This is a genomic window from Microbacterium sp. CFSPD4_SD4 (assembly GCF_057364585.1).
The window spans coordinates 92,018-104,536 of record NZ_JBNFOC010000002.1; the positions used below are offsets into that span (position 1 = coordinate 92,018).

At 66.7% G+C, this 12,519-nt stretch carries 14 protein-coding genes; 9 read left to right on the plus strand and 5 right to left on the minus strand.

Annotation, left to right across the window (positions count from 1 at the left end; all coding sequences use genetic code 11):
* Nucleotides 1–217: 217 nt before the first annotated feature.
* Nucleotides 218–3,091: a helix-turn-helix transcriptional regulator gene (locus AC2W7E_RS04410; RefSeq protein WP_485988627.1), complete on the plus strand. Its 2,874-nt coding sequence runs from the start codon at nucleotides 218–220 to the stop codon at nucleotides 3,089–3,091.
* On the opposite strand, the gene AC2W7E_RS04415 is transcribed toward AC2W7E_RS04410, so the two are convergent.
* Nucleotides 3,063–3,446, minus strand: coding sequence for a nuclear transport factor 2 family protein (locus AC2W7E_RS04415; protein ID WP_058630789.1), 384 nt, complete (start codon nucleotides 3,444–3,446; stop codon nucleotides 3,063–3,065). The genes AC2W7E_RS04410 and AC2W7E_RS04415 overlap by 29 nt on opposite strands.
* A gap of 191 nt (nucleotides 3,447–3,637) precedes the next feature.
* Between AC2W7E_RS04415 and AC2W7E_RS04420 the strand changes: the two genes are divergently transcribed.
* From AC2W7E_RS04420 to AC2W7E_RS04435, 4 genes are all read left to right on the plus strand, one after another.
* A complete protein-coding gene (locus tag AC2W7E_RS04420; RefSeq protein ID WP_315105332.1) occupies nucleotides 3,638–4,609 on the plus strand; it encodes a Dyp-type peroxidase in 972 nt (323 codons plus the stop codon).
* Nucleotides 4,606–5,667 carry an FUSC family protein gene (locus AC2W7E_RS04425; protein ID WP_485988628.1) on the plus strand — a complete coding sequence of 354 codons (1,062 nt, stop codon included), beginning with the start codon at nucleotides 4,606–4,608 and terminating at the stop codon, nucleotides 5,665–5,667. The genes AC2W7E_RS04420 and AC2W7E_RS04425 overlap by 4 nt, the downstream gene beginning before the upstream one ends.
* 73 nt (nucleotides 5,668–5,740) lie before the next feature.
* Nucleotides 5,741–6,211 carry a redoxin domain-containing protein gene (locus tag AC2W7E_RS04430; RefSeq protein WP_058630786.1) on the plus strand — a complete coding sequence of 157 codons (471 nt, stop codon included), beginning with the start codon at nucleotides 5,741–5,743 and terminating at the stop codon, nucleotides 6,209–6,211.
* 12 nt (nucleotides 6,212–6,223) lie between these two features.
* A complete protein-coding gene (locus tag AC2W7E_RS04435) occupies nucleotides 6,224–6,751 on the plus strand; it encodes a DsbA family protein (protein ID WP_315105339.1) in 528 nt (175 codons plus the stop codon).
* 53 nt (nucleotides 6,752–6,804) lie between these two features.
* Here the strand turns inward: AC2W7E_RS04435 and AC2W7E_RS04440 are convergent, their stop codons facing one another.
* Nucleotides 6,805–8,001 carry an MFS transporter gene (locus AC2W7E_RS04440; RefSeq protein ID WP_315105341.1) on the minus strand — a complete coding sequence of 399 codons (1,197 nt, stop codon included), beginning with the start codon at nucleotides 7,999–8,001 and terminating at the stop codon, nucleotides 6,805–6,807.
* Between the two features lie 109 nt (nucleotides 8,002–8,110).
* Complete coding sequence (locus tag AC2W7E_RS04445; protein ID WP_315105344.1) at nucleotides 8,111–9,322, minus strand: cupin domain-containing protein; 1,212 nt, start codon at nucleotides 9,320–9,322, stop codon at nucleotides 8,111–8,113.
* 154 nt (nucleotides 9,323–9,476) lie between these two features.
* Between AC2W7E_RS04445 and AC2W7E_RS04450 the strand changes: the two genes are divergently transcribed.
* A complete protein-coding gene (locus tag AC2W7E_RS04450) occupies nucleotides 9,477–10,205 on the plus strand; it encodes a YoaK family protein (protein ID WP_315105346.1) in 729 nt (242 codons plus the stop codon).
* Nucleotides 10,206–10,306: 101 nt separating this feature from the next.
* Complete coding sequence (locus tag AC2W7E_RS04455; protein WP_315105348.1) at nucleotides 10,307–10,837, plus strand: P-loop nucleotide/nucleoside kinase family protein; 531 nt, start codon at nucleotides 10,307–10,309, stop codon at nucleotides 10,835–10,837.
* Here AC2W7E_RS04455 and AC2W7E_RS04460 read toward each other — a convergent pair.
* Nucleotides 10,816–11,202, minus strand: a complete 387-nt coding sequence (locus AC2W7E_RS04460) for a fluoride efflux transporter FluC (protein WP_136029812.1) — start codon at nucleotides 11,200–11,202, stop codon at nucleotides 10,816–10,818. The two genes, AC2W7E_RS04455 and AC2W7E_RS04460, sit on opposite strands and share 22 nt — an antisense overlap.
* Nucleotides 11,199–11,609: a fluoride efflux transporter FluC gene (locus AC2W7E_RS04465; RefSeq protein ID WP_136029810.1), complete on the minus strand. Its 411-nt coding sequence runs from the start codon at nucleotides 11,607–11,609 to the stop codon at nucleotides 11,199–11,201. Before AC2W7E_RS04465 ends, AC2W7E_RS04460 begins: the two co-directional genes overlap by 4 nt.
* A 171-nt stretch (nucleotides 11,610–11,780) precedes the next feature.
* On the opposite strand from AC2W7E_RS04465, the gene AC2W7E_RS04470 reads away from it, so the two are divergent.
* Nucleotides 11,781–12,050: a hypothetical protein gene (locus tag AC2W7E_RS04470; protein WP_136029808.1), complete on the plus strand. Its 270-nt coding sequence runs from the start codon at nucleotides 11,781–11,783 to the stop codon at nucleotides 12,048–12,050.
* Nucleotides 12,051–12,070: 20 nt separating this feature from the next.
* The gene (locus tag AC2W7E_RS04475; RefSeq protein ID WP_315105355.1) at nucleotides 12,071–12,256 is read left to right on the plus strand and encodes a hypothetical protein; all 186 of its coding nucleotides are present in this window, start codon (nucleotides 12,071–12,073) and stop codon (nucleotides 12,254–12,256) included.
* Nucleotides 12,257–12,519: the final 263 nt, after the last annotated feature.

A 12,519-nucleotide genomic window follows, 5' to 3' on the forward strand; every position in this document is an offset into this window, starting at 1 on the left:
CCCACCGATGCATCGTGATCCTTTCTCGGGCCAGCACTCGCGCCCTCGGCCTCAGCGTAGGAACGACATATCGATGTCGAGGAGGCCCAACTTGTACCACCCAGATGGCGGCAGCGACCTCAACGGTAGGTATGGGTGGGAGCGTTCACATCCCCTCTTCGACATATGCACATCACCTCGAAACGAACGCGCAACGTCGCTTCGGGATAATGGGGGGATGCACGACCGACACTCCGGCTACGCCGTTGCGTCAGACCGCGCCTTCTTGGCCGGTTCCCCCACCGCGGCCAGCACCCCCCTGCGCGGACGCGACGACATCACTTCGGCCCTCATCGCGTCCATCAACCGGTCTCTCACGGGCGCGCCCACTCCTGCGCTCATCCGTGGGCGCGCCGGAATGGGAAAGACTCGACTCCTCGCGGAGATTCTCGCGTTCGCCGATGAAAAGGGGTGGTCCACCCTCACCGTCACCCCCGATGTCGACTCCGGCGCAGTCCCCCTGGGTGCGCTCACCGAGGCGATGTTGCGTGGCACTCCACCCCTGGTGACGGAGGAGGAACTGCGACCGGTCCTCGGCACGGGGGAAGCGCAGTACTGGATTACGCGCCTCCTGACCGACAGAGTGGAGTCGGCGGCGACTACCGCGGGAGGCACGGTCATCGTCATTGACGACCTGCAGTGGTTGGACGCCGCGTCGGTCGGGATCCTGTTGCGGTCAGCGGCCGCGCTGGCGGATCAGCCAGTCGCGTGGGTGCTTGCCAGCCGGTCCGGGCAATTCCGGGCAGCGCACGCGCGAGTCGCCGAGTATGTCGAGCGCACCGGCACGGTCGTTGATCTCGAGCCCGTCGCGGCCGACGCTGCGCTCGAAATCGCCTCCGACCTCGCTGGCGCGGCCCTCGGACCCAAGCTCGAAGCCGCTCTCGAACGGACCTCGCACATCCCGCTCCTCGTCGTCGAACTCGTGCGCGGCCTCCAAGAGGAGGCACTCCTCGAGGCTCATGACGGTGTCGTGGATGCTGTCGGCACCAACGTTCCCGCGAGGTTTGGGGCGGCGTCACGACAGCGCGTCGCTCACCTCTCTGACGACGCTTTGACATTCGCGCAGGTTGCGAGCTTGTTCGGCAGAAGGTTCCGCCTGTCCGACGTCTTGACCGCGACCGGCGCCACCGCTGTGACCTCGATGCCCGTGGTGCGGGAACTGCTGGGCGCTGACTTCTTGACAGAAGACGGGACGACGCTCGCCTTCGTCCACGACACGATCCGAGAAGCCGTCGAGGCGACGATCCCCGCATCCGTCCGCAAAGTCATGCTTCGGGAAGTGGCCCACCTGCGTCTCGCTTCCGGCGAGCCGGCCTCCGCTGTCGCCGCGGCGCTCGTGGAGGCGGCGGAACCCGGCGACCAGCAGTCGTTTGCTCTGATCCGTGATGCCGCACAGCAGTTGGCAGCGTCCGACACTTCGCAGGCCGCCGACCTTGCGGCGGCGGCACTTCGCCTCGCCAACAACATCCCCGCGTTGGCGGAGGCCAGCACCGAGCTTCTGCCGTACCTCTGGGCCGACGGACGCGATACCGAGGCGGACAACGCGACGCAGGCCCTCACGCCCTATCTCTCACCAGAGTCCCGCGCGCGCATCCTTCTCGGTGCCGCCCGTCGCCAGACCGAGTCCTCGTTCGACCAAGCCATCGCGACCTGTGATGAGGCGCTCGCGCTGGGAAACATCGAGCGCTCGACACGAGCCGATCTCCTCGCTGTGCGCGCGCTGAACTGCGCGAACAAGGCCGACTTCGTCGAGCTGACTCGCAGTCTGACGCTCGCGCGCGAGGTCGCCGACCCCGACATCGACCACGAGGCGCTGGCCACGGTCGACGCGACAGAATCCGTGTACGCGTTCAACAGCAATCGGTTCGATGACGCGGTCGCCCTCATGCAGGCGGCGTCGAAGCGCGCTGCTCTCGCCGGGCTCGATCCGGCGCGATGGGTGCCGGAAGGGCTGTGGGACGCGTTCCTCCGCAGCTCGAAGGGCGACGTCACCCACGCCCTCGAACTGGTGGACGAGGGGCTGCGCTCCGCGCTCGCGTCCAAAGCCGCAGTCGCCGAGGCCTACTGGATGATGGTTCGCGCCCGCGTCCTGCATGATCTCGGCCGACTGGACGAGGCGAAGCTGCAAGCCGAGTCGGTGCTCTCTCTTGCTGGCGAACTCGGACTCGGTGACTTCGCGAATGCGACCGCTGGCATCGTCCTGTTCCGGATTGCGCTCCGCACCGGCGACACCGCTCTGCGTCAGCAGTCAGAGCCCATCGTCGTGGCTCTGGCGTCCGGCGGTGGTGTCGTGCGGGCGGGCCAGTGGATGCTCGTCCTGCGAGCTCTGAACGACGGCAATGTGGACGACGCGGTGGCGTACAGTGCACTGGCGCGGGAGTCGCTTCATGACCCCATCCCTGCGATGACCACCCCCTCCGACTTCGCGGACGACCTTCTCCTCATGGAAGTGGCGATCCGGTCCGATGATGATGGACTCGCTCAGGAGGTCATCACGCGAGCCCGGTCCCGGTACGACCGCAATCCCGACAGCGCATACTGCCGGGCCATTCTTCAGGCCGCCGAAGGCTGCCACGCTCGTGACGCGGACCTCCTGTCTGAGGCCGCGACAACCTTTCGGCAGTTGGACAGACCGCTCATCCTCGCTCTGGTCCTCGAATTCGTCGGGGCCGTGCAAACCAATGCGGAACCGGCCATATCGGCGCTTGACGAAGCGCTCGCGATCTACGAGAACGCCGGAGCGCATCGCGACGTCAACCGGGTACTGCAGTCTCTCCGGCATCTCGGAGTGCGCCGGCGTGCGCACTCACAAGCCGATCCGCAGATGCTCTCACCGCGCGAGCAGCAAGTGCTCGAGCGCGTAGCCGCCGGTGCGACAACGCAGCAGATCGCGGACGCGCTGTTCATGTCGCCCCATACGGTCGTCTCGCACATCCGCCATATCTACGCGAAGTCAGGCGTCAACTCGAGGAAGGCTCTGCGCGAGTGGCATGGAAAGCGCCTAGCGCGCTCTCAGGCACAGCTCACGCGTGAATCTGGTTCCATGCGCTGATCTGCGCGCCCGCCAGGCGGAAGCTCGCGAACCCCATCACCTCAACTGTCGACGTACCGGGGAGCCGCAGCCGCAGTCGCTGTTCGGTCAGCACCGTGTCGCCGCAGACCGCGACGGACTGGAGGTCGGTGGTCCATTGGTCGAAGTTCTCGTGCAGATCGGCAATCATCCGCGTGACGGCGGGGCGTCCCCACACGCTCTTGCTCGCAGACGGCCGATAGACGACGTCCTCCGCGAGGAACGGGTGCAGCTCGGTGTGTGCCCGGTCGTTGAGGAGCGCGACGAAGTCACGCACGATGAGTTCGCGTTCGAGTTGCTGGATTCCGGTGAGTGCCTCGCGGCCGATGGCGTCCATGATGTCTCCGTTCAGGTCGTGTGGCACTCACGGTAGAACCGGTGGAGACCGTGTCCTTGCGACGTCCGTTCAGTCCCCTATGGACAGTTCGTGCAGGGTTGCCGCGCACGCCGGAGCGGGCGTCGAGCGTCGCATCCACTCTCGTCACGTGTCGGAGGAGGATCGCCCCATGCGCCGTCAGGATGGAGCAGATGACCACTGTGAGAGGAAGCAGGCGGGCGATGAACAGTGCCGAAACGGGTCCGACGCAGGCGCCGGGTGCCCCACTCACCGCGAACGCGGTCTTCCTGGTCGTGACCATCGCGCCAAACGGCATAGACACCGTGCGCGACGTCCTAGCCGACCTCGCGGATTCAATGAAGGCCATCACCTTCCGGTTCCCTGATGCCGCACTGACATGCACTGTCGGCGTCGGCAGCAGCGTCTGGGAATCGCTGATGGGGAGCTCCCTGCCAGCCCAGCTGCGTGCGTTCACCCCCGTCGTCGGTGCGGTACACACGGCCCCCGCCACCGAAGGCGACCTCCTCTTCCACATCAGAGCAGAGCGTGCCGATGTTTGCTTCTTCTTCGAGAAGCGACTGCTGAGCGACCTCGGGGCTGCAGTACAGGTCATCGATGAGACCGTGGGCTTCCGCTCCTTCGACCGCCGTGACCTACTGGGATTCGTCGATGGAACGGCGAACCCTGTCGGACCGGAAGTCGACGAGGCAGTGCTCGTAGGCGACGAGGACCCCGCCCACGCCGGCGGTACCTACGTCGTCACCCAGAAGTACGTTCACGCGATGGCCGCGTGGGATTCGCTGCCCGTCGACACGCAGGAGCGGATCTTAGGGCGCACAAAGGTGGACGGCATCGAGCTGGATGACGCCCCCGCGGGCCAACAGTCGCACAAGTCCTTGGCGACCATCGAAGACGAACAGGGAGTCGAGCACGACATCATCCGCGACAACATGCCTTTCGGCAGCCCGGGTGCGGGCGAGTTCGGCACCTACTTCCTCGGATACAGCCGCAACCTCTGGGTCATCCAGCAGATGCTCGAGCGGATGTTCGTCGGAGAGCCGGCGGGGATGCACGACCGGCTGCTGGACTTCTCGACTGCCCTGACCGGTTCGGTGTTCTTCGCGCCCTCCGCCGCAGAGCTCGACGCGCTCGGCGCTGAGTGAACGCAGCCATCTGGCGGCAACTGTTCGCCCTCCGCCCAGCGACCCATCAGTGGCCGGGTGCGCTGCAAGCGGCGACCGCCATCACCGTTCCACCTCTCCTCGGATTGCTCGTCGGCGAACCGCGTTGGGGATCGGTCGCCTCCATCGGCGCCCTCATCGTGCTGCATCTCCCGGACCGGTCGCGCAGAGAACGCGCGGTCGCGCTGCCTCTCATCGCCGCCGCTCTCCTGGTCGCTGCGAGCATCGGCGCCCTTCTGGGCACCGCGCTGATCCCCGGCCTCGTCGCCATGTCCGTCATCGCCATCGGTGGGTCGTTCCTCGCGCAGGCTCTCTCGGTCGGTCCGCCGGGTGCGTTGTTCCTCGTTCTCATTACGGGCTCCGCCGGTCAACTCGTCGCGCCCATAGCCAAGGGCGGAGCCGGGATGAGCTATCTCGAGGTCATCGCCTCCCTTGCCGGCGGTGCGCTTGTCGGCTACCTCGTCGTGGTGCTGCCCCTCGTGGTGCCGTCCATCCGGGCCAGCGACCACGAGATCTTCGAGCGACGCACCCACTGGCGTTTCGCGGTCTCCGCATCGGTGCGCGTGGTCGTCGCTCGCATCGCCGTGGCCGCGGTGCTCGCCGTACCAGTCAGCGCGTTCCTCGGCCTGCACCATGCGGCGTGGGTGATGCTGGCGTGCCTCGGAATCCTGCAGAAAGACGCCGACGTCCACTCCGCGGCCCTGCGCGGCGTACAACGGCTCATCGGCACGGGCGTCGCCATCATCCTCGTCGTCGTCCTCGCGGTCATCGAGCCCCAGGGGTTCGCGCGCATCGCATGGGCCGCCGGGCTGATCTTCGCCTTCGAGCTCCTCATACGCCGGAACCTGACCTGGGCTCTCGCCGCGGTCACTCCGATGGCGGTGCTCCTCGCGTCCGCCGCGGGGCAGTCCATCGGCGAGGTCGCGGACGAACGCGTGGTGGATACGCTCGCCGGTGCGGCGATTGCGGCGCTCGTCCTCATCGGGGCCGTCGTGGTCGAACGCCGGCGGAGTACCGCCGGTTCGACACATGTCGGATGACCTTCGAACGCTCGGCCTACGGAAGTCCGGTCCCTCGCGAGCACAGTGAGAGTACGCACAGAAAGGGCCGACCATGCCAGAGATCCTGCAACCAGGAGAACGCGCACCACAGTTCACTCTCCGGGTGACCGCCGACCAGTCGCTGAGCTCGGATGAGCTCCTCGGCAGCCCGGTGGTCCTCGCGTTCTACCCTGCCGACTGGAGCCCCGTCTGCGGTGACCAGCTGTCCGTCATCAACGAGGCTCTGCCGCTGATCCGCGCCCGGGGCGCTCAGGTCGTCGCCGTGTCCGTCGACAACGTGTGGTCGCACGAGGCGTTCACCTCGGCCCACTCACTGCACTTTCCGCTGCTCAGCGACTTCGAGCCGAAGGGGGCGGTCGCCCGACTCTTCGGTGCATACGACGACACCGTCGGCGAAGCCCGAAGGGCCCTCTTCATCATCGACTCCGCGGGCATCATCGCCTGGAGCTACCTCGCCCCCGTCGCCGTCAATCCTGGCGTCGACGGGGTTCTCGACGCCCTCGACACACTCACCCACCACTGAAAGGAGAGGACGATGTCCTCACTTCGCGTTCCTGTCTCCCCGCACGACCACACCTCGGGCCCCGCCGACGCGGCGGTGGTCCTCGTCGAGTACGGCGACTACCAGTGCCCCTACTGCGGTGCCGCGTATCCCGTGGTCAAGGAGCTGCTCGCCGCCTACGAGGGGAAGGTACGCTTCGTCTTCCGGAACTTCCCTCTCGCTGAGGTTCACCCGGAGGCGGTCGACGCCGCCTTCGTCGCCGAGTTCGCCGCCGAGCACGGGAAGTTCTGGGAGGCACACGACCTGCTGTTCGAACACCAGCAGCAGCTGGGCCCCGACCTCTACGCGACGATCTGTGAGCGCCTCAGCCTGCCGCTGGACGAACTCCGTACGGCCGTGACCGAGGGCCGATACCTCTCTCGGATCCGCGCCGACGAGGAAGGCGGCATCCGCAGCGGTGTGAACGGGACGCCGACGTTCTTCCTCAACGGCCACCGCCTCGACAGCGGAACTGAGGGCCTCGCCAAGGCTCTGGCAGGAGTGATCCGTCGCGCCGTTTGAGCCGTGTCAGCATCGAAAGGGCCGCCGGGATCCACCCGGCGGCCCTTCACTGTTCAGCGGGCGATGCGGCGCATCCTCAGCGCGGCGGCCACCGTCACGATTCCCACAAGGACGACGAACACCAGAAGCACGGTGATCTGCGGCAGCACCGTCAGGGCGCCGCCGATGGCGAGGACCGGGATGGCCAGGCCGCAATAGGCGACGAGGAACATAGCGGCGAGCGTCTCGCCCCGGCGACCCGGTTCCGCGATCTCGGATGCCGTGGCCAGCGCGCACTTAAACAGGGCGCCGACGCCCGCCCCGCCGATGATCCCGCCGAGGAGGAACAGGGCGAGCGACGGTGCGAGAGCTCCACCGGCGATGGCGAGCAGCCCGATACCGCAGGCGACGGCGGCGAACAGCAGCTGAGTGCGTCGCGCGACGCGAGCGAGGAGCACCTGAGCAGCCGCGGCGGACCCGAAGACCAGGAAGACCGTGATGCCGGCCATCAGATGGCCGTCTTCGTCGAAGATGCCGACGAGAATCGAGGGCGCAAGAGAGGTGAACAGCCCGAAGAGCGCGAACCCGGCGAAGGCAGCGAAGGCGGCGGCGATGAATTGCCCACGGGATGCAGCGGGGACCGCGACCTTCTGCGGACGATACGCGCGCAGAGTTGGGGTAACGGTCTCAGGGACGAGCGCGACCGCGATGGCCAGGAGGATGAGGACCATCGCGAACACGGTGTGCGAAAGGTGCAGCGGGTCCGGCAGGAAGTCCGCGAACAGCCCACCGATGAGGGGGCCGAGGGCGAGGCCTCCGAGGTTTGCGCCGCCGGCGACGGATGCCGCGACGATGGCGTTCTCATCCGGCCGAGCGCGAGCCCTCAGCTCACCGAGGTGCGCGGTCGCCGTCGCGGTGAGCACGCCGATGCTGACGCCGTTGACGACGCGGGCCACCAGCAGACCCGGCACGTCGGTGAACACCATGAACAGCACCGCAGAGAGCGCGGAGATGAGGATGGCGATGACGAGCATTCGGCGCCTGCCCATCCAGTCGCTGACGTGACCGAGCAGGAAGAGGCTCGCGACGACGCCGACCGCGTAGGCCGCGAACACCACGGTGACGACCGAGACGGGGAACCCGTCGAGCTGCTGGTACAGCGGATACAGCGGTGTGGGGACAGTGGAATACGCCATCACCAGGAGGAACGCGACCGCCACCACCCAGAACGGTGTCGTGCGGTGAGCGGTGTCGGAGTGTGTGAAGGCCATCGCCTGCAGCTTTCTCTATGGGTGCGTGGTGAGGCAAGAACGGCGCCGGAGGGGTGCCCCTCCGGCGCCGTCTACCGCCTCGAGCCCGATCCCGAGGCGGCGTCTCTGCTTACCGCAGAGGAGTGATGCCCTGCGAGCCGCGCGGGAAGGTCGCGAGGACGGCGGGGTCGATGTTGAGGTGCGCCGAGACGAGCTGCGGCGGCACGTGGGACAGCCAGTTGGCGAGGGAGATCTCCTCGTACTTGTCGGTGCGGAACACCTCGAGGAACTGCAGCACATCGTCGCCGGTGTTCTCGATGTAGTGGCCGAAGTTCTTGCGGACCACGCCCACATCACCCGGACGGAAGTCGGTGGTGTTCGCGTGCGGGCCGGTGTTGAACACGGTCATCCGGGCGGAGCCGCGGAGGTAGTACTGCCACTCGTCGGCATTCGGGTGCCAGTGCAGCTCTCGCATGGAGCCCGGCTCCACGGTGACGAGGGCCGCAGCGACCGTAGACGAGTATTTGTAGTTGGTGGAGTCAGCGATCTGAATCGACCCGCCCGTGTTCTCGTACAGCGGCTTCGAGCGCGACAGGCGGAAGATGACCGGCTCCATGCCCCACTCGACGCCGGCAGCAGCCTGGTCGACCTCGAGGGCCGGCGGTTCGTCACCGGGGAAGATCCACAGATTGTGGAGCGGGATGTCCGAGAACACTTCCTGTGCGACACCGAAGTTCTTCGCCAGCACCTCGGGAGGGGTGTGCGCGAACCAGTCGGTCAGCAGCAGGGTGTTCGATTCGGACTGCTCGCCGTCGTCGAAGGCGAGCACGAACTCGGCGCCATCCGGGCCGAGCCCCTGCAGGGAGTGCGGCGTACCGGCCGGGAAGAACCACAGGTCGCCCTCCTCCACGTCTTCCACGGCGGGGAGGCCGGAACGGCTGAGCGTTGTCACGCGGGCCTTTCCCCGAGTCATCACGGCCCACTCGGCGGTCTGGTGCCAGTGCAGCTCGCGAATGCCGCCGGGCTCCAGGTACATGTTCACTCCGGCGATCTCGTCGGAGATGTGGAAGTCCTGCTTCGTCAGCTCACGCGCCCAGCCACCACGCTGCACGCGACGGGGCGAGATGTTGAACGACGACCAGAAGAACGGCTGCGTGCTGATGTCGGTCGCCGGCGCATGCACCTGGTTCGGGAACTGCGACTCGATGGCCTCGTTCTGCGGACCCGTCATCGTGTTGCTCTGTGGGTGGTCAGCGATGTTGATCTCGCCTTCCTGCGGCAGGTCGGGGTTACCCAGAGTGGGGACCTCATGCCCGACGGGGACGTTCTCAGACGAATCCATAGCTTGCTCCTTCGTGACGAATCCGGACGGTACTCAGGAGTCTGGCAACGCCCAGCGGTGCGCAACAGGGATAGCTGACGAACGTGCACTCGACACTCGTCGGACGCCGTCAACCGCGTCGTTCGCTTGGGTGGAAAGGTCCCGAGGAGGTTTCATGTCGCTCGCCCAAGCCCCGTCGCTTCGTCGATACCCGCTGCTGGAAACGGTGTGGGCGTCTGCGTCTCTCGCGTTCGTCTCCGGGCTGCTCGACGCGTGGACGTTCGGCCAGGTCGGCACGTTCGCCACAGTGCAGTCCGGCAACCTCATCTCCCTCGGGTATTTCACCGCAGGGGGAAACGTCGGGCGCGCGCTCCTCGCTGCCAGTTCTGTTCTCGTCTTCGCGCTCGGAGCCTTCGTGTGCAGCATCATGGTCCTCTGGCTTTCCCGGCGAGGGAGGTCGTACTCCGCGCCCGTCCTTCTTGGCGAGGTCGCGATTATCGCGATGCTCGCTGTGTTGAGCGTCGGGCACGTCGTCGAGCCGATGTGGATCGCGTGGGCCATCAGTTTCCTCGCCGGAGTGCAGGGCAACGCCTTCCACCGTGAAGCAGGGATGCTCTACGGCAACATCGCCGTCACCTCCGTCATTCAGATGGCGGCGAGTCTGCTGGGGCGAGCGGTCGGGCGGCGCATCGCGGACGATGGCGAACGGCATGTGCGGCCTGCGGGCGCATACCTCGCGGTTCTTCTCGCGTTCGCCGTCGGAGGCGGCGGCGGATTCCTGCTCAACCGCGGGTGGGAAGGCCTGTCTCTGGTCCTGGCGGCGGCCGTCCTCCTCGTGCTGTGGACCTGCGCGGTCCGCGGGCGTGGCGCCATCGACCCGGCGCAGAACGCACCGACGCCGTAGCGCCGGGTGATCACGCTGATCTGCATGCTGCCCGGAGCCATCCCACCGGTTGGACCTCTCGGGCGACGTTGTCCATCCTCGCGTGGATCGAGTCTGCCCTGATGACGGCGCTCGCCCCGCGGCTGATCCCTGATGTGCGGGCTGTCATTCTCCGGAAAGAGCACCCTGACCCTCGAACTGCGTTCACGCCTCGACGCGGAGGCGCTCAGCCTCGATGTCATCAACGCCGAGCGCGGCCTCTATCGGGCGAGGAATGGCAGAAGACGCATCAGATCGCCCAAGCACGCGCTCTGCAGGCTCTCATGCAAGGCTGCAGCGTCATCGTCGACGACACCGCTTCCCACCGGTTCCTGCGTGACACCTGGCGCGAGGTCGCGGCCCAGGGCAAGGTGCGGTTCCAGATCATCTGGTTGGACATCGACCCGGTCACCCAGCGACATCGGCTGCAAGCGAACCGGTCCGCTGCCGCCCGGCCCGATGTCGTGGACAGGGTGATGGCCGAGCACCGAGCGAGCTTCGAGCCACCGCTGGAGGAGAACGCGATCCGCGTCGAAGCCCGGAACGCGCGTGAGCTGGAGACCATCGCCGATCTGTTTCACTCGCTGAGCACTCACGCGGGCCCCCAGGCGTAAGACAGCGCCAGTCCGGCGGCCGCCGCGAGGAGAGCGGCGCTCAGCATGCCTCCGGCATAGGAGACCCCGAGAAGCGTTCGACGACGAGCGAACAGCTCTGCCGCCTGCACGCTGGCCGTGCTGAACGTGGTGTACCCGCCGAGGAAGCCGGCGCCCAGGATCAGCGCGCCCGATGCATCGAGGACGTGAGCGTCAGCGAGCCCGGTGACGAGACCGAGAGCGAAGGATCCGCTCACGTTGATGATGACCGTGCCCCACGGGAACGGGCCGCCCACACGACGCGTGACTCGCGTGTCGAGAGCGTACCGTGCGACTGCGCCCAGACCGCCGGCCAAGGACGCAAGAACGACGACGAGCCCCGTCATGCTCGTACCTTCCTCGGAGCGGTGAGGCGCTGGGCTGCGAACCCGCCGGCGATCCCGAGGACGACGGTCGGCACCACGTAGAGGACACCGAGGAGCAGGTGGTCCGTCAGGATCAGCCCGTCGGAGCCGACCGCGAACGTGCTGTACGTCGTATACCCGCCGAGAACTCCGGTGCCGAGCAGCAAGCGCATCCGACCCGTCGCCGCCCCGCGAGATGCGCCGTAGAGCGCGCCGAGCAAGATTGCGCCCGACACGTTGATGATGAACGTCGGCCAGGGGAACGAGGAGCTGCTCGCCCACCATGTACCGAGGAGAATCCGGATACTCGTGCCTGCTGCTCCTCCGGCGAAGACGAGCATGTACGGCACGGCCGCTGCACTCCGCGTCGAGGTCATCTCCAACTCCATGCTGTTGAACGTAGAAGAGCGCCTGTCGAACGGCGCACGACGACTGTCGAATGTCCTATCGACACCCGTCGGTCTACGCGGTGTCGATGCGGGACTCGACAACGGTCTGACTGGCACCCGGCTTCGCGAACCTACGGTGGTGTTTACCGAGACCACCGAAAGTAGGCCGACATGTCCTCGCACCTGGGTGAGAACCACCGCAATACACTCCGCCAGATCTCCGAGCACCCGACGAGCAGCAACGTCCAGTGGCACGACGTCCTGTCACTGCTCCGAGCCGTTGGGGAGGTCACCGTCGAGCACAACAGCAAAGTGAAGGTCACGGTCGGCACCGAGACCATCATCGTGTCGCCTCCTCGGGAGAAGACCGTCGACGAGGACCTCCTCATTAAACTCCGCCGCCTTCTCCACGCCGCCGACTACACACCCGTCCGCAACTGACGTCAAGAACCGGGGACACCATGAAGACATCACCCGCCGCCAATCTCACCGGCTCCGTCGACCAGCGCCTCTGGCAGCTGTCGGTCACCCCGAAGACCGAACAGACCCGCGACTGGTTGCGGCAGCAACTTGACTCCGCGCTCGAGGAGTGGGCGAAAGACCGCACAGCTCTGGACATCGACCGCGAGGGCCGCGTCGACTTCTAATGGGGACCGTCCTCTTGGGCGCCGATCTGACTCGTGTGTTCACTGGGTAGATCTCAGGGCGCATCAGCCATGATGGGACCGCCGTCGCTCGCGGTTCACCACGGAAAGCATCGAGCGGAACAGCCCGCAACGCATCATCCAGAATGTTGCCGGGCTCATCGAGCAAGGTCGGCCAATGCTCGCCGATGAGGGCGACGGCCGACCGCCAGTTCCGTTCCTCGGCGCCGGGATAGCGCCGTGACCACATCGGCATGAGAAGAAGG